At 53.7% G+C, this 22,699-nt stretch carries 21 protein-coding genes and 1 tRNA gene; 9 read left to right on the top strand and 13 right to left on the bottom strand.

Going from position 1 to position 22,699, the window contains the following annotated elements:
• Positions 1–1,339: 1,339 nt before the first annotated feature.
• The 3 genes from thiD (at position 1,340) to ACYOR7_RS04500 (ending at position 4,703) form a co-directional block, all read left to right on the top strand.
• Positions 1,340–2,680, top strand: coding sequence for a bifunctional hydroxymethylpyrimidine kinase/phosphomethylpyrimidine kinase (gene thiD, locus ACYOR7_RS04510; RefSeq protein WP_294805868.1), 1,341 nt, complete (start codon positions 1,340–1,342; stop codon positions 2,678–2,680).
• Between the two features lie 64 nt (positions 2,681–2,744).
• Complete coding sequence (locus ACYOR7_RS04505; RefSeq protein WP_479913238.1) at positions 2,745–3,452, top strand: nucleotidyltransferase family protein; 708 nt, start codon at positions 2,745–2,747, stop codon at positions 3,450–3,452.
• A 3-nt stretch (positions 3,453–3,455) separates the two neighbouring features.
• On the top strand, positions 3,456–4,703 hold the full coding sequence (locus tag ACYOR7_RS04500; protein ID WP_479913237.1) for a putative sugar nucleotidyl transferase: 1,248 nt from the start codon (positions 3,456–3,458) through the stop codon (positions 4,701–4,703).
• Positions 4,704–4,773: 70 nt separating this feature from the next.
• Here ACYOR7_RS04500 and ACYOR7_RS04495 read toward each other — a convergent pair whose 3' ends face one another.
• The 4 genes from ACYOR7_RS04495 to ACYOR7_RS04480 all read right to left on the bottom strand — a co-directional run bounded on the left by ACYOR7_RS04495 (position 4,774) and on the right by ACYOR7_RS04480 (position 7,961).
• Entirely contained in the window at positions 4,774–6,231 is a 1,458-nt protein-coding gene (locus ACYOR7_RS04495) for a UDP-N-acetyl glucosamine 2-epimerase (protein ID WP_479913236.1), read from the bottom strand.
• On the bottom strand, positions 6,228–6,677 hold the full coding sequence (locus ACYOR7_RS04490) for a hypothetical protein (RefSeq protein WP_479913235.1): 450 nt from the start codon (positions 6,675–6,677) through the stop codon (positions 6,228–6,230). The genes ACYOR7_RS04495 and ACYOR7_RS04490 overlap by 4 nt, the downstream gene beginning before the upstream one ends.
• A 61-nt stretch (positions 6,678–6,738) precedes the next feature.
• Entirely contained in the window at positions 6,739–7,773 is a 1,035-nt protein-coding gene (locus ACYOR7_RS04485) for a galactose-1-phosphate uridylyltransferase (RefSeq protein ID WP_479913234.1), read from the bottom strand.
• Positions 7,774–7,820: 47 nt separating this feature from the next.
• Entirely contained in the window at positions 7,821–7,961 is a 141-nt protein-coding gene (locus ACYOR7_RS04480; protein ID WP_294808435.1) for a zinc finger domain-containing protein, read from the bottom strand.
• Positions 7,962–8,029: 68 nt separating this feature from the next.
• Here ACYOR7_RS04480 and ACYOR7_RS04475 point away from each other — a divergent pair, with 68 nt between their 5' ends.
• The 3 genes from ACYOR7_RS04475 to ACYOR7_RS04465 are packed head-to-tail and all read left to right on the top strand — an operon-like array spanning position 8,030 to position 9,885.
• A complete protein-coding gene (locus ACYOR7_RS04475) occupies positions 8,030–8,350 on the top strand; it encodes a hypothetical protein (protein WP_294808438.1) in 321 nt (106 codons plus the stop codon).
• Positions 8,351–8,375: 25 nt separating this feature from the next.
• Entirely contained in the window at positions 8,376–9,665 is a 1,290-nt protein-coding gene (locus tag ACYOR7_RS04470; RefSeq protein ID WP_479913233.1) for a BPG-independent phosphoglycerate mutase family protein, read from the top strand.
• A 55-nt stretch (positions 9,666–9,720) separates the two neighbouring features.
• Entirely contained in the window at positions 9,721–9,885 is a 165-nt protein-coding gene (locus tag ACYOR7_RS04465; protein ID WP_294807393.1) for an LPXTG cell wall anchor domain-containing protein, read from the top strand.
• Here the strand turns inward: ACYOR7_RS04465 and ACYOR7_RS04460 are convergent.
• The 4 genes from ACYOR7_RS04460 to ACYOR7_RS04445 all read right to left on the bottom strand — a co-directional run bounded on the left by ACYOR7_RS04460 (position 9,875) and on the right by ACYOR7_RS04445 (position 11,973).
• Entirely contained in the window at positions 9,875–10,069 is a 195-nt protein-coding gene (locus tag ACYOR7_RS04460) for a hypothetical protein (protein WP_294807396.1), read from the bottom strand. The genes ACYOR7_RS04465 and ACYOR7_RS04460 overlap by 11 nt on opposite strands.
• 165 nt (positions 10,070–10,234) lie before the next feature.
• Entirely contained in the window at positions 10,235–11,245 is a 1,011-nt protein-coding gene (locus tag ACYOR7_RS04455) for a transcription initiation factor IIB (protein WP_294807398.1), read from the bottom strand.
• On the bottom strand, positions 11,242–11,532 hold the full coding sequence (locus tag ACYOR7_RS04450; protein WP_479913232.1) for an H/ACA ribonucleoprotein complex subunit GAR1: 291 nt from the start codon (positions 11,530–11,532) through the stop codon (positions 11,242–11,244). The genes ACYOR7_RS04455 and ACYOR7_RS04450 overlap by 4 nt, the downstream gene beginning before the upstream one ends.
• Positions 11,533–11,652: 120 nt before the next feature.
• Positions 11,653–11,973, bottom strand: coding sequence for a signal recognition particle subunit SRP19/SEC65 family protein (locus tag ACYOR7_RS04445; protein WP_294807404.1), 321 nt, complete (start codon positions 11,971–11,973; stop codon positions 11,653–11,655).
• 202 nt (positions 11,974–12,175) lie between these two features.
• Between ACYOR7_RS04445 and ACYOR7_RS04440 the strand changes: the two genes are divergently transcribed.
• A complete protein-coding gene (locus ACYOR7_RS04440) occupies positions 12,176–13,888 on the top strand; it encodes an Ig-like domain-containing protein (RefSeq protein ID WP_479913231.1) in 1,713 nt (570 codons plus the stop codon).
• 86 nt (positions 13,889–13,974) lie between these two features.
• Here ACYOR7_RS04440 and ACYOR7_RS04435 read toward each other — a convergent pair whose 3' ends face one another.
• From ACYOR7_RS04435 to ACYOR7_RS04425, 3 genes are read right to left on the bottom strand one after another with little or no spacing between them, the layout of a single operon-like run.
• A complete protein-coding gene (locus tag ACYOR7_RS04435) occupies positions 13,975–14,367 on the bottom strand; it encodes a 30S ribosomal protein S8e (RefSeq protein ID WP_294807409.1) in 393 nt (130 codons plus the stop codon).
• A 31-nt stretch (positions 14,368–14,398) separates the two neighbouring features.
• Positions 14,399–14,959, bottom strand: a complete 561-nt coding sequence (scpB, locus tag ACYOR7_RS04430) for an SMC-Scp complex subunit ScpB (RefSeq protein ID WP_479913230.1) — start codon at positions 14,957–14,959, stop codon at positions 14,399–14,401.
• A gap of 26 nt (positions 14,960–14,985) precedes the next feature.
• Entirely contained in the window at positions 14,986–15,720 is a 735-nt protein-coding gene (locus tag ACYOR7_RS04425) for a segregation/condensation protein A (protein WP_294807415.1), read from the bottom strand.
• 253 nt (positions 15,721–15,973) lie between these two features.
• Between ACYOR7_RS04425 and ACYOR7_RS04420 the strand changes: the two genes are divergently transcribed.
• Together ACYOR7_RS04420 and ACYOR7_RS04415 are read left to right on the top strand one after the other, a co-directional pair.
• The gene (locus ACYOR7_RS04420) at positions 15,974–16,453 is read left to right on the top strand and encodes a hypothetical protein (RefSeq protein ID WP_294807418.1); all 480 of its coding nucleotides are present in this window, start codon (positions 15,974–15,976) and stop codon (positions 16,451–16,453) included.
• 45 nt (positions 16,454–16,498) lie between these two features.
• Positions 16,499–16,573 (top strand) — tRNA-Arg (locus ACYOR7_RS04415).
• Positions 16,574–17,183: 610 nt separating this feature from the next.
• Here ACYOR7_RS04415 and ACYOR7_RS04410 read toward each other — a convergent pair.
• Both ACYOR7_RS04410 and ACYOR7_RS04405 read right to left on the bottom strand, forming a co-directional pair.
• Positions 17,184–17,876 carry a 4'-phosphopantetheinyl transferase family protein gene (locus ACYOR7_RS04410; protein ID WP_479913229.1) on the bottom strand — a complete coding sequence of 231 codons (693 nt, stop codon included), beginning with the start codon at positions 17,874–17,876 and terminating at the stop codon, positions 17,184–17,186.
• Between the two features lie 373 nt (positions 17,877–18,249).
• Positions 18,250–22,356 carry a Pls/PosA family non-ribosomal peptide synthetase gene (locus ACYOR7_RS04405; protein WP_479913228.1) on the bottom strand — a complete coding sequence of 1,369 codons (4,107 nt, stop codon included), beginning with the start codon at positions 22,354–22,356 and terminating at the stop codon, positions 18,250–18,252.
• Between the last annotated feature and the right edge of the window lie 343 nt (positions 22,357–22,699).

The raw sequence follows: 22,699 nt of genomic DNA, 5'->3' as shown, positions 1-22,699 counted from the left end.
ATTGCTACATGCATGAAATTTAGTTCCAGAGGCGCGGTAGCGCGAGATATGCAAAGAGGCGAAGCCACTGAATCGATTACCCACGAGTCTTGAAGGCGAGGTCGTGGGAAGAATCTCTGTCCCGTAATTCAAACAATCCGGTCGTGCGCGGCCTGCCCATTAGCGTAGTGGTGAAGGTGGCAGGCCACGAACATTTGCATGTGAACTTGAAAATCCTTCCAGTTCCACCCCACCCACGCCTAGCGGCGCCATACTTGAAGCGCGGATTCCTAAAGGCCAGGGGTTCGCCCCCATAACCGTAGATTTCAAACGTCCTGTTCGTAACTACTATTTTTCCGCCGTCCTCACACTTGTATTCTGTCCGGAATCTGCTTGTTGTTTTCTAGTCAGCCTTTACAACGTTTTTTCTTGTTGTTTATACCTTACCTGTCTTTCATATAGTATTTAATTCTTGCAATTCTTACAAATATTATGATATATCAATATAGAATTTATAGATTACAATATAACAATGCCAGAAAACCGTATATACTTGGGACAAGAAGAAACAAGGTCAGGGTACTTCCTGTTCGACGACGACCTGACAACGATAATCAAACACGCTTCCCCGCGGGCCGCCGCCATGACGACCCGCGGGCCAAGTTACACGACCGGGATCTATACTCGTTTAAGCGATAACATGGAAGGGTAGCTGCCGACTCAACCGGCAAGAATCAGTGCTTCATCGACCCCCGTCATGTGATAACATGATCGTGGCGGGGATGATTGTCTTTCAAGAGAAAGGTCGAATGTCATTTTAGTTTCATCATTAAAGGAAGACGGTCGGATCTTGTAGCTCATCCGGCGGACAAACATTCTCGCCGCGACCGGTCAGAGTTGTTGCTTTCCGGTCCGGCGGTTTGCTTTTGTAGGAACCGGAACGTGTTTCCAGTTGTCCGGCCGAAATTCCTAATTATGATTTGCGAATAGACTAATCACCGGTAGGTATGAGAGCCAACCGGTAGGTCCGTCCCTGTCTTTTGGCGGTATCCTTGAGGCGGGGGCGGACTTTTCAAATGTCCTTAATATTTGAAATGCGTAATTATGACATCAGGCAATAACGTGCCTGAACCCTAATCCGCCTCGGCGCCAAACAGTTCATCCTTGGCGCCGGGGTATTTCGCCAAGTGCATAGGTCAATCGCTGCGCGGCAGTCTGCGCATTCCTTCCCTGTGCAAGAAACGACCCAAAGCCTTCCGAGTCCAGAGTTTTCCTTGCTAATAGCGAATTGTTCGCCATTAGTAGCGAATCTGAGCGTTCCGATAGACTGAATAAGTCATCTCTGTTATCCTGCCGTGAATTGACAAGGGTAGCGCTTTCCATCGCAGGGAGCGACTCTGGCGCGGGCGCCGGCATCCAAGCGGACCTGAAAACGTTCTCGGCCCTCGGAGTCTATGGCTGCACCGCGATAACGGCGCTGACGGCGCAGAACACGAAAAAGGTGGCCGAGATACACGAAGTCCCAGCGAGAATAGTCGAGGCGCAAGTAAGATCCGTGATGGCAGACCTGCGACCTTTTGCAATCAAGATAGGCATGGTCTACAGCGAGGAGGTGATAGGCGCCGTCGCAAGGTCGCTGAGATCCGCAAAGGTGCCCATAGTGCTCGACCCGATACTTGCCGCAGGGACGGGCGCAAAACTGCTAAAGGACGACGCGCTGGAGCCGTTTGTTTCAGAGTTGATCCCGCTTGCGACGCTTGTCACGCCTAACAGGATGGAGGCTGAGAAACTGTCCGGCGTGAAGATAAGAAGCGAGGGCGACGGCGTCGAGGCTGCAAAGAGGCTAAAGACGCTCGGAGCAAAGAATGTAATCGTAAAGGGCGGGCATTTCGGCAAAGAGACTGTGACTGACATACTTTTGAGCAGCAACAATAACAAGGTCACAGAGATTACAAACCCGAGAATCGACATCGAGGAGAGCCACGGCTCGGGCTGCAACTTTTCCGCGGCAGTCACCGCCTACCTTGCGCGAGGATTTGCACTCGAAGAGGCGTGCAGGATGGCAAACGAGTACGTGCACGACGCCATCAAAAACGCGGTTACGGTCGGAAAGGGCCTTCCGGTCACAAACCCGCTCTCTGCGATATACAGAGACGCCATGCGCCACAGGGTGCTTTACGATCTGCAGGCGGCAGTCGACAGGCTCGTTTCGCTGGAGGGATTTTACCGGCTGATACCAGAAACGCAGACCAACTTTGCATATGCCCTCCCGGACGCCGCAAGCCACGCAGAAGTCGCGGCGGTGCGCGGCAGGATAGTAAAGGCAGGAAATGCGGCCGTGCAGGTGTCAAGGGTAGAGTTTGGAGCGTCGAGGCACATGGCGTCTGCCGTCCTTGCGTACATGAGCGTCAGCCCGTCAACGAGGGCAGTCATCAACGTCAGGCTGGACCGGGACATCCTCGCCGCGTGCAAGTCCCTGTTCAAAGTATCCAGCTACGACAGAAGCAAAGAGCCTAGAGATGTAAAGAGAAAAGAGGGCTCTACCATATCATGGGGCACGAGGGCCGCGCTTTTCCAAAACCCCGGGGCTGAGGTGATATACCACGAAGGCGACGTTGGCAAGGAGCCCATGATGACTGTATTTGGCAGGAACCCTGCAGAAGTGGTGCGCAAGATAGAGCAGATACTGAAGGTTTGTTGAGTGTTCTTCTATAGGAAATGCGGTCTTACCTTATATAGTACGGGATGCGACAAAGACGCCGGCGATGAAAGCAGTCATACTCGCAGGCGGCCTCGGCACGAGGCTCCAGCCGTACACCTTTTTCATACCAAAGCCGATGCTCCCGCTAGGCAACAAACCCCTACTTGAATACACGATAGAGTGGCTGAGAAACGCCGGCGGCATCAAAGAGATAGTAATTTGCGTCAGCTACCTCCACAGGACAATCGAGGACTATTTCGAGGACGGAAGCAGGTTCAACGTCAAGATAGACTATGCACGCGCAGAGCGCCCGCTTGCGACTGCAGGGCAGCTAAAGACCGCGGAAAAGATGCTTGCCGGCGACACGTTTGTGTGCGTCTATGGCGACTCGGTGTACGAGTTCAACCTGCGCAAGATGCTAAAGATGCATAAGGAGAGCAACGCGTTCGTGTCGATGGCGCTCATGCACTATTCTACTAAACTGAAATACGGCTTTATCGACGTGGAAGGCAACGAAATCACCGGCTGGCGCGAAAAGCCCGAGATAAGCGGCCTCATCAACATAGGCTGCTACATCATGGAGCCAGAGTTCCTGAAATCGATACCAAGGGCAGGCTCGTTTGGCATGGACGACGCCGTGAGAAGCGTCCTTTCGCAGAAAAAGAAGGTCAGGTCGTTCGAGGTGGACGGCTCGGGGTTCATAGACATCGGCGACAAAAAGTCGTATCTCAACGCCTACAAGCAGTTTGCAAGCAGGCTGGGCAAGATATAGAACATGCCCTTTGCGCTCTTTGAGGACCACCACTGGCGCAACTTTGCCCCGCTCACGTTGACGAGGGCAACCTTTGACCTCAAGGTAGGCGCAAGGACGTTTTTTGAAGAATCCTCGTACGCAGGCAACGCGCCGGATGCACTGCTAGTGCGCAGGTATCTTGAAAAAATCACGGCAGAAAGGCACGACGGCTGCAAGGTAAACCCGAGTTCTCTTGACTCTGACACTATCTTTGTAAACGGGCTGTTGCACCCTGCCACGCTCGACCTGCCCCGCTTGTCAAAGGTAAACCACGCTTTTGCGATAACCTCTGGAAACCGGCTGCTGGTGGCGCGCCTTTCAAAAAAACCGGCAGAGTACTTGCAGAAATGCGTCGAGGCCGGCAAGCCCGTTAGCATAAAGGCGCTTGCAGTAGAAAAATCCACAGACGCGCAGAGCGAAGAAGGATTGCTGTCAGAGCCGTGGGACTTGATAAAGGTGCTTGAAAACGCGCTGTCGATGCAGACAGTGGCAGCGGAGCAGTCAAACGAGACGATACAGGGTGCAAGAGTGCTTGGGCAGAACGCGGTGGTGGCGGAAGGCGCAGAGATTGAAGAGGGATCGGTGCTTGACGCAAGAAGCGGCGGCATCTACATCGGCCCCGGCGCGTACGTCGCCCAGAGCAGGATAGTAGGCCCGGCATACATCAGCTCGCAGGCGCAGGTCAAGCAGTTTTCTATAATAGAAAAGAGTTACATCGGCAGGAACTGCAGAGTCGCCGGCGAGATAGAACACTCTATAATCTCCGATTACACGAACAAGGCGCACGACGGCTTTGTGGGACATTCGTACGTCGGCGAGTGGGCCAACCTTGGCGCCATGACCACAACTTCCGACCTAAAGATGACGTACGGCAAGATACGGATTGAAGGCCGCGACACCGGCCTTGACAAGCTGGGCTCATTCTTTGCTGACACGAGCAAGACATCCATTGGAACGCTCGTCTACAGCGGCCGCAGGATAGGAGTCTCGTCGCACCTCCATGGCCTTGTCGCAGGCGACGTCCCGTCGTTTACGATATACGGAAAAGGCATCGGCGCAAGAAACGCCGAGCTCGAGCTTGCGTCTGCGATAGAGACGCAGAGAAAGGTGATGCCAAGGCGCGGCCAGCAAATGAGCAAGGCGTACGAGCAGATGATGAGAGACGTGTTCCTTTCTACCGCGCAAGAGAGAAAGAAGGCCGGCGTCAGAAGAGCCAAGTTTGCAGTTTAATTAATTCTTTTAAACAAGCTAGATGTTCCACGGGAAACACGCCCCCTCCCTCTTTGTGCGCGGTAGCAAATCACATGTAGCTGATGCTCTGTTTCTCCTTCCACAATCCGAGGCGCTGGTGCAGCCACGGGTAAAAGTTGGCATCACCGTTTTCAAACTCTTTTTTGATTATCCTGATTATCTTTTTCGACACCTGCCCCGGCCTGCCGTAGATCTGTTTTTTCTTTCGCAGCTGCAGCCCAAGGCCCTCGCCCTTTTCGTGCGCCTCTTTTGCCATCGAGGAAATCCACGCACGGTTGAGCGGAGGCACCAGTATGTTGCTCTTTGCGTCAAACACCGTCTCTGGCCTGTCGGTGTTCAGCCGGACAGTGAGTGATGCCACCTTTGGGAAATAAAGCAGCTCTTCCTGCATCGAGCCCGAGTCGGTCATCTCTGCCCAGCACCGGCCGCTGTCTAGGAATTCCACGACGTGAGCGTACTCTTTCCACAGAGGCGTCATCAAGAATTTATCCTTGTGCGACTCGGCGAGGTCTTGCAGTTTCTTTTCAAGGCCGTACTGCCTTAGCGCCGAAGCAGTCGCGTTGAGCATCACGAGGACTACTTTGTTGTCGGTGCGCTCGACAATGTCGACAAGCCCGCCGATTATGGATGTGAAACGTCGCTCAGTCAGGTTCTCCCGCCTGTGTATGTCCATCCTTATCCACTCGTCCTTTTCCAGCTGCGGATATACAGAAAAGATGCTCTGGCCCGGGCGCTCCTTGCGTTTTTGGTGTATCGCGTCAACTACTGAATTTCCAACTACGTGCACAAACTCTTCCGGATACCCTTCCCTTACCAGGTTGTCCTTGTTTAGCTGCGTCGGCGCAAAAAAGAACTGCGTGCCGGCGGAGCATATCCATGTGTCTATCTGCTCGGGAAACGGCTCCTCCCTTGCGAGGAACCACCTGCCCTCAAACTGGCTGTGCACGAGGTCGCGCAACGCCTTTTTCGTCGGCTCTTTTGCCGGCGATAGATGCTTCATCATCTCCGGGCCCATCGAGCGCAGGCCGGCCTCGTTCTGGCCCACCTTCTTGCCCATGCCAAATACCCATGCAAGCGGGGCGATGCCGGCGACAAGCGTGTCACCGTGCACGATGGGGAGCATAGACTCGTTGTTAAAGTTCTTGCTGCAGTACCGGCCAAAGTAGCCGAACTTTAATATCAACTCGCTTGCCTTTTCCATAAGGTCGCCGCGTATCTGCAAGTTGCAGCCTACAAAGTCGTTCAGGTTAAACTCGTGCATCCCAAAGCCGAGCACGTCGTCAAAATGCTGGCCCGTGTTTATCACAAAGGAAGGCACGTTTTCCTTGGCGGCTTCAACCATCAGTGGGGCCTGCTTGTAAAAGTCTGGCTTTGTCCCTGTCACGACGGCAAGTATTGGGCTCTTTTGTTTTCTTGCCTGCTCAAACACGGTGGAAAGGTTGCCGGATATTTTTATCGGGAGCAGGTCCCGCGATACGTCCAGCTCGGCACCTTCTTTATCTTTCAACGGAGATCATCCAGGTTGCCGGCAGACCTGCTCTTCTTTGACACTAGTGCCAAGTAAGCGCCTATCCCGACCACGCCGGCCCCGGCGGCCATAAACACGTACGGCACCGCGCTTACTCCCCCGCCCACCAGGTACTGCCGGTGTATATTTGGAAGCAGGCCGGACGCCCCAATCATGCCGGCAAGCATTATCGTGCCTGACGCTATCAACAAGAGGCCCGCAGGCTTGTTGCCGGTCGTCCTGGACATGGCAAATACGACGCCGGCAAGGACCACCGCCGGCGCGGCTGATATAGACACTTCCTGCACGAGCAGGCCGGCAGGGTCGATTATCTTGCTTGGGTCAGCGCCTTGGGTAATCAAAAAGTTGTAAAATGAGAGAAGTATCGTCACGAACATTGCAGACAGCCCGATTGAGCCCAGAGCTATCCAGGTCTCGAGTTTCATGGCGGTTTATTTTCAGCAGTTGGTAATTAAATGATTGGTTTTTTGGCGGCCTCTGCTACTACTACGTGATGCCGACCAAGCCGGCAAGCTCTTTTCTACATGCAGAGCCGAGGATTTCAGCCGCCTTTTCCGGTTTGACGTTGTTCACATAGACACCAAAGCCCCGCTCTAGGCCCGACCACGTCATCAGTTGTGGGTAGACCTCTATGTGCCAGTGGATCTGCCGGCTGTTCTTTTTCTCCGGCGACAGGTGGAAGACTAGGTTGAACGGCGCGTCCTTTAGCGCCTTTGACATGCCGCCGAGGGTCGCACGCATAATAAGCGCAAGGTCGTTTATCTCCTTCTGCGTTATCTTTGAAAACGAGGTGATGTGCCTCTTTGGGTATATCCAGAACTCGTACGGGTACGTCGGCGCCCACGGGCAGAAGGCTAGAAAGCTGTCTGTGGCAAGTATCTGCCGCGGTCCGCTGGACTCTACTGAAATCATGTTGCATGCCGGGCAGTTGCCGTTTTCGTTCATGAACCTGTGCGAGCCTTCCGCTTCAAGCTCTATTGCGGGGGGAATCGAGGAGAAGGTGACGATGTTGAGATGCGGGTGCGGCACCTGCGCGCCAGCGCCGGCCCCGCTGTTGACGTATATCGATACATAGGTCACGCTCTTTTGCGTGTACAGCCACCTGACGCGGTCCTGGATTACTACAAGGACGTTGCCCCACTGCTCAACTGACATCTGCGGCAGGCTCTGCTTGTGGTCCGGCGTGGCGACCACTATCTGGTGGTAGCCGTATGCTGGCTCGCTGTAGAGCGGCTTGTCGCTGTAGCTTGCGGCGGCGGTTGTAGTGACGACCGGGTTCTTGCTTTCAAACACCCTGACGGACCAGTCGTCGATTATGCTGTCCTCGCTGTCCGACAGGCGCTGGAGCATACCGTCCTTCACTACAAGTGCAAGGAGCGCCGGCGAGGTCATCGACTCGTTGCCGGGACAGTACGGGCACTTGTCATGTTGCTTTTCGTCCTGCTGTTGTTCCGCAAGAGAAGAAGAGTCTGGGACGAGGACAAACCTGTCCAGAACATAGTCTTTGCGCAGCTCCCTCATGTGCCCGGAAAAATGCTCCCCACACTTTTAATTAAAGGTTCTGCACGCTAGTCGCCCAGCGCGAATTCAAGCGCCTTTGCGCAGCGTGCGCAGATGTACGTCCCGCGCTGTACAATCCCAAAATCCTCCGTCCTGTTGCCTTCGTCGTCCACGACTGCCTTGCCGCAGAACCTGCATAGCAGCTCCAACAAAGATCATGCGCCAAGGTTTCTAATAACAGCAACGCTTTTTTCCGCACCTGCCAAGGACATAGCATATGCCACTTGACGGCGACATCAAGAGCATCATAGAGGCTGCCATCCAAAGCGACCTGCAGGCGCCCAGGGTCCCAAAGAGCAGGGTGCCAAAGCTGAAAAAGGTGTGGAAGTGCACCAGCGCGTACGACTTTTTGTATGGCCAGAGGGCGGGCTATTACACCGGCCTTGCAGAAGGGCTCGTGCTCGAAAGGCACAGGCGCCAATTGACGCAGGAAGAGCAGGACGAGGTGTTTGCGACAATCGAGCCGCACACAAAGAACCTCCGCAGGTATTTTGCTTATTACAAAAAGCCCGCAAAACGAGGGAAAAAGAAAAAATAAATTGACGCGTCGTGTCCATGCCAGCATGAGAAAAGACGGCGTTGTTAAAATTGTCTACGTGCTCCTTGACGGCGTCGGTGACCTGCCGCACTCGGCTCTGAACGACCTTACACCGCTTGAAGCTGCTTACACGCCAAACCTCGACGCCCTTGCAAGGAACGGCGCGATGGGCCGCGTGATAACCGTCGGAAAGGGAATCGCGCCGCAGTCTGACATCGCCGTCTTTAACATGCTAGGCTACAGCTTTCGCAAGGGTGGCTACGTCGGCCGCGGGGTAATAGAGTCAATCGGCTGCGGCATCGACTTTCGCGACGGCGACCTTGCGCTGCGGGGCAACTTTGCGACCGTCGACGACAAGAACAAGATTACAGACAGGCGTGCCGGCAGGGTCATCACAAAAGAGGAAGCAGCCGCAGTATGCAAGACCCTCGTCGACAGGATAAAGTTCAGCGACAAGGATGCCTCAATAGCGCTCGTCCCCACCGTGGCGCACCGCGTGGTGATAAGGATACACCACAGCAAGATAAAGATGTCAGACAAGATAACGAATACTGACCCTGCTTACGACAAGGTGGAAGGCATGGGAGTGGCCAAGGCCACGTCCGACGACATTTACGTCCAAGAGGCCAAGCCGCAGGACGACAGCAAGGAAGCCGAAATGGCTGCAAAGCTAGTAAACGAGTTTACAGAGCAGACGATAAAGATACTGCGCGACCACCCTGTTAATGTCGCCAGAAAGGCGGCAGGCAGGAACCCTATGAACTGCATACTTGCCAGGGATTCTGGCAACAGGTTCCCGGAGGTCCAGCCCATCAACGAAAAGTACGGCATCCCGATAGGCTGCATCGTAGAGATGCCGGTCGAAGTCGGCATCTCCAAGGTCCTCGGCATGAAGATGTACGAGGCTGGCTCGCTTGATGACTATGAGCTGAAGGCCAAAGTGGCCGCAAAGAGCCTGAAAAACGTCGACGCTGTCTATGTGCATTTAAAGGGCCCCGATGAGTTTGGCCACGACGGCGACGCCAAGGGCAAAAAGCGCAACCTCGAAGAAATCGACAGGCGCTTTTTCGGAGTCCTTGCCAAAGAGCTGGCAGGTGTGAAAAACCCGGTGATAGTTGTGTCTGGCGACCACTCTACTCCATGCATCAAAAAAGCGCACAGTGACGATCCTGTCCCGCTGCTCGTGTCTGGAAATGGCGTCAGGCAGGACAGTAGCGCCCGCTTTACGGAGGGCTATGGCAGAAAAGGAAGCCTCGGGCTGCTCATGGGCGCTGATGTCGTCTCGACGGCGCTAAAGCTGGCGGCTGAAAGATAAAGATGCATGTATATATACAAATGAATAAAAGGCAAGGACAGCTGATTACTTGTTGATGCTAGACACTGTTATCGCGGCAGTATTTGCAATACTGCCGGAAGGAAGCGTCAAGAATGAGACCACGTTTTTCGTGCTCATCGGCATACTTGCGGCCCTTATTGGCGTCGCGCTGTACTTGCGCCACAAAAGAAACAGCGAGCCCGACTACCCTACAGAGTAAGGGCGACACTCATGCCTGACACCATTGTAAGTATCGCACCCATGACGGACGCTGCCCTCGCAGATGGGCTGTCTCTTTCCGCAGGATGATAGGTGTGTATCGACTTGTCATTTTCCCGGTCGCAAGACGAGCACTTCCAGAGGACCGCCTCGTTGCATTCAGGGCAGAACTCGGCTGCGTTCATCTCGCTACCGCAAGCTCGGCATAGCATTTGCCCATTTATGGAACTCCTTTCTAATAAACAATTTTACGAGAGGTTATATGGTATGCCTGCTGCTGAGCACATCCTTTAGATGGTAAATATTGGCGGTAAAATCCGCACTTTTCCAAACCTACAAGAAAAAGAGGGTCAGGCCAGCCCAGGCTTTGCCTGCGGCCTCACGGTGACGGTCAGCTTGAACCCCGTCAACATGTCCTTGCATCGGTTGCGTATCGTCACTTCTGTCACGCCGGAAAGACTGGACACGTCGCGCTGGAGTATGTTTATTCCAAGCAGTATCGACGAGACATAGATGTATGCCGCCGCAAGCCCATTCGGAGCCTTGCCGTCGGCAAGCATGTGGTCGTCGGTCTTGTGCGCGATGTCTATTGCAAGGCGCTCCACCTTGGTGTCAATCTTGGCCATGTTCGACAGTTTAGAGATGTAGTGGTCGACGGCCATTGCCATTACCGGTGCCTGCTGCTGCGTTTCCTGCTGTTGCCCCGGCGCCTCTTCTGCAAACGCGCTCATCTCCATCACCATCATGCGGTAGTATTTTGAGGCAAGTTTCACGCTCGACCTGTCCTGTTCAGTAACGCCGGTCGCCTCCACTATCTCGTCAAGCGAGCGTACCACCCGGCACTTTTTGCACGCAAGGTAGATTGTCGCAGCCGCCATGCAGGCTATTGATTTCCCTTTTGCCTCCTGCATATTCTCATAGTTGCGGTATAGCATCGCCGCCGTTTCGACGAGCAGTTTTGGAAGAGACATCGCCGCGCACGTCTCGTTTATTTTTGTAAGCACGTTTGAAAGCCGGCGTTCCTGCGGCGACACTATCCTGCTGCGTATGTGCCACTTGCGGATGCTGTTCATCTGCTCGGCCATCTGGTAGTCGATCGACTTGCCGGCATAGTCCTTGGAGCCGGAGGCGATTTCCGTCCTCAGGCCGTAATCATGGAGCGCAAGGCTGGTAGAGCCGGACGCCCTAGTGTTCTTGGATTTTTCCTCAAAGTCGGTCGCGTTTGACTCGCGGCCAAAATCATAGACGCTGTCCATGGCGACGTATCCGCAGCGCTCGCAGATGAACTCGCCTTTTGAATAGTCCTGGATCAGGTTTGCGCTGCATTCCGGGCACTGCGTGCAGTATTCGCTTGTAGTCAATTCCTGCGCCCCCTTCTTTCCCTGCCGCGCTGCTGTTGTTGCTGTTGTCTGCGCCCCTGCGGCGGCCTTGCCTGCTGCCCGCCGGCAAACACCTTGGCACCGGAGAGCCTTGCAGTCCTGTCTGTCATCGGGATGACAGAGGCGTACGGCGCGCTCACCGGCCCTATCAGTTCCGCAATCTTGCCTACCCGTCTGCCGGCAGAGTCTATAAGCACCTCACCCGGTCTGATGCCTTTTCCTGCCGCGTTTAGTTTTACGATTAACCTTCCGCTCTTTGCTAGATGCATGACTTCCCCGATCTCCCCCACTTCCACAATCAGCTCCTGCTTGCTATCATAAGCTTCGGTCAAATTTGTTATGTTTGTTGATGAACAATATTGTTGCGGCCGCTGTTAAATTTCAGTCTGTTACTTTTTCCCGGATTTTTGCCTCGCGCGTTTTTGCAACAGCTTCTCTGCGACGCTAGAGATCACCTTTGATTTTTTCACGCCTTCCTTCTTGGCAAGCATGACATAGCCGGACTTGACAAACGATCTTCTTGGAAACCTCGCGGACTCGTTCACTGCGTCGTCTTCAACTTGGTAGCCGGCAGTCTTGACTGCTTCCAAGAGCTCCTGCACTGTTGGATCAAAGACGGCGTGGTCGCGCTTGACCTTTCTTCCCTGGCGGCGCTTTAGGTTCTTGTTAAAGTAGTCCAGCCAGAGTATGACGTGGTCATAGTCCTTCAAGGCTCTGTCTCGCAGTTAGCAAAAGGTGGTTTATATTTTAAAACTATTGCAACATGCCTCATATTTCGTCAATTGTCGTTTTATGGTAAAAAAATGTGAAAATCTTCTATTATAGAAGAATCTCATTATAGTATCCCTTTTCGGAATTTTTTTATAGATACATCCTCCACGAGCAGGTGCCATGAGAGCATTACAACAACTTTTGGCAACAGCCGTAATAGGCGTACTAGTTTTTGCAGCCATTGGCGCAGTACGACCAGCAGCGGCAACAGCCAATAACCAGGTACTGGTTACCAAGACGGCGTCTCCGACCAACATATTTGTCCAAGGCGCAGGTACACCGGACACCACCCAGATAACATTGACGGTGCAAGGATTTGGAGGCACCCTGACAGAGACACTACCGATTGACGTGGTGTTTGCCATCGACAGTTCGGGCAGCATGACCATCAATGACCCGTCCAACCTCAGGATTGCAGCCGCAAAATCGTTCGTTGACAAGCTCAACTCCACGAGGGACCAGGGAGGAGTTGTCAGCTGGGACGACAACGTTGACTTTGCATTCGGCCTCACGCAGAACTTTGGCGCGCTCAAGACTAACATCAATAACGTGGACGCGTCTGGAGGCACGAACCTCAACGCGGGTCTCAACGGGGCGATAGCCATGCTTGACGGCAACACGAGGACAGGCAGCTCCACAAAGGTCATCGTATTTCTGACAGACGGCGTCGGGACGTACACGCCGGCAGGCTCTGGCGGACCCGCGGCCAACGCGGCAAGCAAGGGCTACAAGATCTACTCGATTGCCCTCGGCAGCGGCGCATCGCCGGGCCCATTGACAGACATGGCGTCTGCCACAGGCGGCCAGTTTTTCAACGCACCATCTCCTGCAAACCTCGATGCCATATTCAACGCGATTCTCCAGCAAATAGTCATCAACACCGCGCCCTCTGATGTGAAACTGGTCGAGACCACGCAGGACTATATTGTCGGCGAGAGCAGCTTTAGCATCGCGCCAGACAGCATAGTCACGCTGCCAGGCGGCCAGACCCAGATGACGTGGGACAACGTCGCGCAGCATGTGGGCAACAACGACAACAAGCTCTTGGGCAACGAGACGTTTGCAGTCACGTTCGATGCGAGCTCTACCCTTGCAGGCAACAACCTGCCGGTAAACTACCTTTCAGAGTCGCAAGTAGACTATACAAACCCAGATGGGACGCCAGGCACGGCAAGCATACCGCAGGCGTTCATAAACGTCCAGGGTCCGCCGGTGGCAGTTGATGACTCGGCAAGCACGCTTGAGGACACGCCCGTCACGATAGGCGTCCTTGCAAACGACACCGACCCCAATGGTGACACGCTGACGGTCGTTTCGGTATCCTCGCCGGCGCAGGGCACGGCAGTCATCAACGGCGACGGCACCATAACCTACACGCCTGACCCGTCCATCTTTGACGCAACGGACACCTTTACCTACACCATAAGTGACGGCCACGGCCTGACAGACAATGCGACTGTCACCGTAGACGTCAAGGGCCTGCCAAGCTCTCCGGGCAAAGTCACGGGAGGGCAGGCAAACCTTGACAACAACACCAACGCAGGGTTCAACGTGCAGTCAGGAGACGGCACCACGTTCAAGGGCCAGCTCCAGTTCAACGACAAACTTGAGAACATCAAGCTGCACAGCGAGTCCATGACGGCGCTTGCAATAGACCCAAGCGGCACGACAGCAACGTTCAAGGGCACCGCAGAGGTCAACGGCGTCTCGGGCTACACCTTCAAGGCAATAGTCAAGGACAACGGCGAGCCGGGGACAAATGACTCGTTCCTCATTGTCATCAAGGACCCGTCCAACACTACTGTCTACATGAGGGGAGGAACCCTTAGCGGCGGAAACATACAGATCCACTGAGCGAGCGGAATGGCAGGGCAAGCCTGCCCCTCCTCTCTCTTTTTTTATTTTAAATAAAATTTTAAAAATTTCCTGAAAGAAAAAAATTACTGCTTGGCCTTTATCAGGACAGCGTTTACCACGCCGTTCTGGCCCGGCCTGGAGGTGACAAGCGCAGAGCCTGCCTCTGTCTCTATTATCGCGCCCTTGCTAACAACGCCTCTTCTCTCATAGTCGCGGTTTGCAGGGTTCTTTGTCACGGTCAGTATCTTGGACTTGGTCGCTTTCTTTGCTTCCGGGTCCATGACGTTTGCAAATTCCACGGTCTTGAAGGCTGCCTTGACGTTTGCGCCCCTTACCCTTCTCGTGACAATGTCGGTCGTGCCGACGGTAGCTTCATTTGGATACCTGTCAATCTCGGACTTTCTCCTGATCCTGTTGGCGAGCTTGCGTCCGCCAGTCAGCTTGCGGCCCGCAAGATTCTCTATCGACTTGCGCATATTGCGTTCTCTAATGTATTAAATACTCTAATTAAGACTTTTCTGGGGCTGCAGGCGACGGCTTCGGGTTTTCCCTGTTTGTCTCGGCCACCAGCTTGCTCTTCATAGAATTGAGGTCGGTTATGCCGAAATACTCTTGGAACTTTTTCGTAGTACGGTACACCTTGAGCCTGCCCAGATTCTCGTGCTCGACAAACTGCATCTGCTCAAGCTCCTTGACGTGCTGGTACACCTGGCTCCCCCGTATCTGCACCAAGCGCTTTGAGGTGACTGGCTGCTCGTACGCGATATAGGTCAGCGTCTTTAGCGCGGCGGCAGGCACGAGCGGGTGCTGCGCAAACCGACGAATCAGAGGAGTATAGGCGGGCTTTAGCTGAAAGACGTACGAGCCGTCCTCAAGCTGGACCACTTCAATCGCTTTGAACACTGTCTTTGTCTTTTTCACGAGGTCATTTACGACGCGCATAGTCTTTTCCTTCGAGTTTGTACCGGACGCGCGTATCAGCTCGTCCACGGTGAGCGGCCGGCCTGCAGAATAGAGCGCAGCCTCTATCCTTGCGGCAACTTCGTCTTCTGGGAGAGACTCGCGCACTGTCTTGAAAAAGCCGGGGAATTACTTTACTGTTGCTGCGGTTGCTCGGGCAGTTTCAGAGTTATCCTGACATCGTCAGAGTCGTCCTGCTGCTCCAGGTCCACCTTGCCCTTCATGGCGAGGTATAGAAGCGCGATGAAACAGCGCGCCGTCTCTACCGGCTCCATCTTGGCCACCAGCGTCTTGAACATGGTTGGGCCGTCGGCGCTTACGATATCAAATATCATGTCCTCATAGCCTTGGATTATCTGCTCAAACTTTACCAGGTACTGGTCAAAATTGAACGTCTGGACCGGCTCTAGTTCCACCTGCTTTTTGCGGGGTCGCGGGCTTGCAAGCTCCATTATCATGTTCTCTAGCACCTTTAACAGATCCTCGACAGAGACAGGGTACGTGGACTCTACCCTGAAGGGAAGGTCAAGGGTGTTCAGCTGCGGTACCGGGAGCTGCTGAGGATCTTCGATGCCCTTTTTCTGCATCGCGATTTTCTCTAGGAGAAAGATGCTTTCCACCTTGAGCCGATATATCATGGAAGATGAGACGGCCGCAATTCCGCATATCCTTAGGTCCTTGTTGCCCGTCGCGTTTATCAGCTGCAGAAACAGTTCAAGCAGTCGGACAATATCGACGTTCCACACGTCCTTGCGTATCACGGCAGAGGGGTTGAACAGTATGTTGAGCGGGGGCTGCGCTATGGTCTTTTTGGTATCAGGGACCTCCGAAGGCGCTGGTGCTGATGCTGGCGCTCCCGCTTCCGACATTCTCTCTGGAAGTTGAGAGCGAAAAGTGCCTATAATAGATTATGGGTGAAGAAAAACTTGATGCGGCGTCATCAGGCTTTTGTAACCCTAGGTCCACCCTGGTTTTTTCCAGTCAGATTTCCCACACCCACACAGCAGGTGAGGCAGCAAGACCTTTTCACGGTCTTGCACTCTGCAGCAGAGAATGAAGCAGAAATCCGGCCGCTGTCGCTTAGTTTATTTTCTACTTTGCAGTCAATGTTCCCTGCAGGGAATGGTCAGAAAGAATCGGGTGTCGAGGTTCGTGGCGATTGCAGGCTTTGCGGCAATCGCTGTCCTCATAGGCATCATGGTCATGCTGCAGGTGTCAAATGCCCAGAACGACGAGTTCAAACAAAAGTGGAACGGAATCGCGCTTGACTCTATTGCCCTGACGCGAGAGTACCAAGCAGAGGAGGGCAAGTGGAAGGCAGGCCAGTACGACAACGCCACGATGGCAGGAATCGTAGACAAATACATGCCAAGGTACCAGTCGCTTATAGACAGGTCAAACGCGCTAGAGACGCCCGAGCGGTACACCGAGGCCCGCAGCCTGCTGGTAAAGGCGATACAGACAGAGAAGGACAGCAACGAGCATTTCAAGGCGTACCTTCTGACGGGCGACAAGGCCGAGTATCAAAAGACGCTGGACCTGTTCTCGCTTTCGCTGAATTACAGCGCACAGGCCGACGCCGCCATAAAGGAAGCCGGCTGATGCTACGTACGTTTTAATTAAGGTGGCCGAGACTTTTCCTCCACTGGGCCCATAGTTCAGCTTGGACAGAATGGCTGCCTGCGAAGCAGTTGGTCGAGGGTTCGAGTCCCTCTGGGCCCGCTCCCTTTTAGGTTCGAGTATTGCCGGCTCTCATTTGACGATTGACTAGAAGCTTCTGCACCATACGCTCTGAACCACGACGGTTCACCTTACTGGCAATCTCCTCTATTTCCCCAGCCTTTCAAATAGCTCTGGAAATACTTTGTTTTGATGCGTAGACGCTTTACATTTACAGTCTCTTACATTAGCGTCAACGCCATGGTAATCACCATCCCAACAAAGCTCCTCCAACATAATACATACGTTAAATGCACTGCTGAATCGTTTTGGAACCTCAACATCCTCTCCTTGGAAATGCGAGAACAGGTAATCCTTGAAAAGCAATCCACATCCTGCTGCTTTCTCTGGACTAACTGGCTCATAGGGAGTCTAGCAAGGTAAAAAGCCTTATTTTTTAAGAACATCAAAGTCCTGTTGGTGGCTAAAATCGACGGACACCGTCTTGTAGAGCACTGCACCAGACAGTGGTGTAGATTAATTGGCTGTCAATATTATTCGCATTATTTGTAATCAAGATCGAACTCGGCATAGCTGTACACCACCATAACTTAGTCGGCAAGGCCGGGCACGTGAGCCTCAAAGGGCTGCAGTCGATCTGACTTGAGCTTTTTCAACTAGAGGGCAAGTGGTCCATTGAAGTCTTCTGAATCGTCGCCACGACCAGTATGTGAGATAAAACACACCAGTGGAGCGCTAGCGTACGTCCGGTTCGGGTCGTGGCAAGCCGGCGGGCAAGGTCGACCTCGATGTCGTGAAAATCAAGAAACTCATGATCTAGCGGATAGGCCGCCTTATAGACCGCCTCCTTGATGGCGAAGAGAAGCTTTGCTCCTAACTGGTTGTCAGCAATGGCATGCTGCTCTCGCGATGTGGCGATCAGTTCGAGTATGTCTGGCGGCAACGGCACCGCATGTTCGATATCGATTCCGACCGCATCCAGGTCACGCCGCAGCCCAACAGCGGCTACAGCAATTCGATTATCGTGCGCCATCGATCCTACTACTCCTGCGGGCCAGATCGGGGCGCCAAATTTGCTCCTGAGGATCGGAAGACCGGCAACACCCATCGAGTTCATCAGCTCACGTGCCACATGCCGTGCCGCGCCACTGGCGCGGCGCCTCTCGATCGCAGGGAAGGAAAACGATTCCGTCTCCTCGTAGAGCAGCGCGAGCTCATCTCCTTGCGAGATCACACGATGGCCGATCAGCAGACCAGGCACAGCGAGGGTGTCGATTGTGTGCTGAAGCGAGGGATCGACCGTACCGTCGGAAATTAGAGTTTTAGAACCGCGGGCACCTGCCATAGGGGTGCTGCCAATCGATCTTCTCTTGTATCTGGTCTGTTGAAATTCTACTATCGCCAAATCCGACCAGAAAGTAGAATTATGACGTGATGGTTAAGCTTCGCTCATCGGCCAGTCACTTATCAGCCAATAATTGATGCTCTCCATCAACTTTTCTCATTGAATGCCGTATAGGATTACAAGATAGCAGTTATGTTACCCCATGAATTTCATGGTTTGACAGTATAGAACCGGTGCGCGTTAAACTCTAGTTAAAGCAAAAACAAGTACAAAGGTGTATTTGCAGACAAAAAAGGAAAGCCAAATCCTGACAAAAAACATAGCAGGAGCAATAGCTGCATTTGTTCTCGTTTCTGGAATTGCCTCTGTTATTTCAATTCTTGGCAGAGTTGCCACTGCACCGCCTGTCTAGGGCGCGTGCAACTGCGTCATTTTTAGGCTCAACAACGTTCTGGATGCAAACCTCGGTCTGAGCCTCATGACAGCGCGCCAGCCTAGCAGGATTTCCACGCCAGCCTGTATGAGAGTCTAGGATCTCGCCCTTCATCAGATAGGAATCCGGGTCGATCACGACGTCGTCTCCGGTCCTGACACCGTAGTGGACGAAGACACCGGGGCCGAGCGAGCATCTGTTGCCGAGCCGGATGTAGTCGGATTTAAACACGCCTTCCTCGAGTGAGTGTCCCTGCATTATACAGCCCTCATTCAGATTGGCGTAGTCGCCGACCTCGGTAAGCGAGCGTTCCTGGATGACTGAGCCGTCATCGAACAGCTTGGCACCGACCTTCACGCCCATGGCGCGAAGCAGCATGCCGCGGAACGGAGTGCCGGCGAACATGATCAAGATAAAGAGAGGATTTAGCTTCCAGTACCTTTCGTGCAACCAGAAATAGGGATCGTAGATGGAGACGAGCCGAGGTTGGAGTCGCTTGAAGGAAAGGATAGCGCGCTCGAGCACGATAAAGAAGGCCATGTTGAAGGCGGTAACCGCCACGATGGCAGCGAATAATCCGAAGATGCCGAAATGATTGTAGCTCCCGAATGCTTGCCAGAGCATGAACACGGAAGAAAAAAACGCTACCCACCGGCTGGCGAGGAAGATCAAGGCCGTGCCGAAATTGTACACATTCTTCCGGCGCAGCCGGGCACGGCGTGTCTGCTCGTCGAACGACTTAATGACATCGCGATCGCTATTGACCATGCGCGGAATCTCAAAGGGCGGTGAGCCTAGCAGCCCGACGTTCTCGCGCACCGGGCCGTCGATCGGAACCATGATCTTCGTGCCGAGCAGGACGTTGTTTCCGGTGCGACCATTTGGCGGGTAAGATATTGCGCTACCCAGATAGTTGTGGTCGCCGATCTTCGATTCCTCAAGCCGGAACGACGTCGCTGACATCTGCATGTTGGTCATCGACACTCCATCCGAAACCATCGTGCCGCTGCCGATATTGCAGAGAAATGGATTGTCATGAAACTGTTCGTTGCCCATGTTCGAGCCGGTCTGATAGACCGTGTTTAGGTTCCAACCGAGGTAGCGCATGTACGTCACTATGGCTGACGAGTCGCCGAACAGAGTGCAGAAGAACTCCGAGTTGCTGACGCCCCGGATGATGCTCTGCAGCAGGTAGTGGAAGCCAAAATTCGTGTAGGTCACACCGGGCCGCAGCGCCATCATGCAGAGACGCGGGATGATATATATCGCCGCCAGCCCGAGGCTAAGCGCGCCGAAGAAGAACACCGCCGAAAGAGCAAGCAGCAAGGGAATCGACAGGGAGGAGATCGCTGGACAATTCAAAGAGATTACAGGAGACTGGCAATACCAATCCCAGACGTAGTAGATGAGGGACATTACCAGAGGCACGGCGATCAGGAGCGGTGTCGCAAGGATGAGTGACACATATAGGGCGCCTCGGAGCGCAACGCCGTTCCTTCCGTCGATCGGGCAATAATTAGAGGACGTCTCGATAGCCGGCGAGCCATGGAAGCGCTTGCCATCCGGCACACGCTGGCCGCTCTGCAGCGATGAGGCATGACCGAGCTGCGTGTTGTCGCCCATCGCAGTGTCGATGTCGAGCACACTCGCTTCACCAACGAACGCGTTGCTGCCGATCGCCACCGGGCCGGTATGGATGAAGTTTGACTGCGCGCGATAGCCGAGCAGGATCGTGTTCTTGCGGACAATTGTGTTGTCACCGATCGTCACAAGGTCAGTACAGACTGGCGCGGACCGCCAGTTCAGGATCACGTTGCGACCGATTCTCGCACCCATCAGGCGCAGATATACATTGTAGAGTGGTGTGCCGATAAAGGCAGCCGCAGGCGATGTGCGCATCATGAACTTGACGACCCAGAAACGGAAATATGCAAAGCTCCAGATCGGAATAGATTGTGCCTTGAAGCGGCCAATCATCAGCCATTTCGCCGCGATGGGAAGCGCGAACAGTAAGGCAAACTCTCCTGAGCCAAAAGCGACGCTGCGCGCGTAAAGCTCGACCATGCTCTGGGAGTCAAACGCCCACAGAGCTCCGGCCCAGAGGATCCAAAGGTTGAACAGCAGATAGGCCGCCAAGAATCCAATCTGCAGAGCACCACACGTGACGTATGACAGAGTCGATGGAGTGTGGAAGGGTTCCGGCTTGGTTGTAACGACAGATTTGTCAATAGACGACGAATCGAGATGATATGCGAGCTTGGCGATCGTTGGATTCATGTAGATATCGCGCATCGAAACGTTCGACATACCCGGATTCTTGCGAATTGCCGCACAGACGCGCGCCATCAATAGCGAGTTAGCACCGAGATCATCAAAAAAGTGTGCCTCCGTCGAGACATGCTCGGCGCGAATAACCCCGGTAAGCGCGGCATGCAGCATGCGCTCGCGGTCGGTTTTCGGCGGGACATACCCCTGCGTGGCGGCAGAAACACGCTGCAACTGCTGCGGCCTAGGCAGCCTCTTGTAATCAGCTTTGTTGCTCAATGTCATTGGTACGGCGTCGACCTGTTCGAGGAAGGCAGGCACCATGTAAACGGGAAGCTTGCTGCGCAGCGCCTGCGAAATCTCACTAGGCGGCAGCTCGACAACCCCCTGCTTGAGAGCATAATAGGCGACGATTTCGACGATACCCTCCTCGGCCTCGAATGTTGTCACGGCGGCCTGCGCGACCTGTGGTAGGTCGAGCAGCACCGCTTCGATTTCTTTGAGCTCGATGCGATAGCCGCGGATCTTGACCTGAGTGTCGATCCTGCCGCGGTAATCGATCTCACCGTTCTCTTGGATCCGACCAAGATCGCCAGTGCGATAGATTCGGCCTGAGGAATTGTTCTCGATATGCAGGAAATCACGAATGAACTTCTGCTTCGTCAGGTCATCGCGATTGATGTAACCAAGAGCTAGTCCGATGCCCGCGATACCGATTTCACCGAGCTCGCCAGTCGGAACGGTCTTGTCTTCTTGAGGATCTAGGATGACAACTGAATAGGTCGGTAGCGGTACGCCTATCGTGACCGGCTTGTCTGGCCGCAGCTCGGTCATTGTCGCCGTGACAGTCGCCTCGGTGGGACCGTAAGTGTTGAGAATGTGGCGGCCTGAGCGATACCATCGGGCCACGAGATTTTGCGGGCAAGCCTCGCCGCCGACCAGCAAGATCCGCAGGTCAGGCACGTCCTGTTCGATGGTGGCAAGCAGCGTCGGACTACAAGCCATCACAGTCACGCGGCGTTCACGCAGAAAGTCTGCAAGCTCGTCGCCCATCAAAGTCGTGCCGGCTGGGCCCGGAACGAGCGTTGCACCGGCCATCAGTGGCACCCAAATCTCCTCGACTGAGAAATCAAACGCAATCGTCATGCCCTGATAGACGCGATCGCATGGCGCATAGCCGTAAAGCTCACTGGTTATACGCACGAAATTGCAAATGCTTGCGTGTCCGATACCGACACCCTTGGGATTACCGGTGGTGCCTGATGTGTAGATGATGTAGCATAGCGGCTCTGTGGGCTGCGCAATATCAGTCAATGGATCTGCTGCCTGTGAATCGATTGCCGGCCGCTCAGAATCGAGAAATATCTTGTCGACCTCCTGCTGGAGGCTGGAGAGGCGCTCAGCGAAATTCGACATTGATATGATGGCAGAAACGTTGGCGTCTCCTAAGATGAAGCGGATACGTTCATTCGGAAAGGCAGCGTCAAGCGGCACATATGCCGCATTGACTTTCATCACCGCAAGCATCGCTACGTATGTTTCTGGCGATCTGTTAAACATCAGTGCAACGCGGTCGCCGGACTTGACTCCGTGTGCGAGTAGATGGCGCGCGAGCTGATTTGCACGGCGATTAAGATCGCTATAGCTAAAAACGATGCTGCTTCCGATCACTGCATCATTCGTCGCAAAACGGATGCAAGCTTCCTCGATGAGATGATTAAGCCGCTCGCCAGGAACCCAACGCAATGCATTGCTCACATCTTCGCGTACGACAGTTTTCAACTAAATCACGGTTACGATATGATTCACAAAATATTAAGAGTTCTGGAGAATGTGATGCGATTTACAAAATATAAGAGTTATGTGATGTGTTATCACATCATTTTACGACACTGAGAGGTATTATTGCATCATCCCAGCTATACCGGTTAAGGATGCTAAAGCTTTACAGGTCATAGTAATCATTCTAAGATATCGTGTATGCAGTAAATTTTAGGCACTTTGTTTATTTATGACTTGATCTTAATTGGGCTTCCTTTCGTTGTAGATGTTGGTATGGATCTCGAAGAAGCTGCTTGTTGGTTTTTGTCAGATTGCTGATTATTTATGTTATCAGAAATCTTCT

It is taken from the genome of Candidatus Nitrososphaera sp. 86-2 (assembly GCF_056726185.1).
The sequence above is the reverse complement of the archived record's forward strand: the minus strand, read 5'-3'. Positions and strand labels throughout refer to the sequence as shown.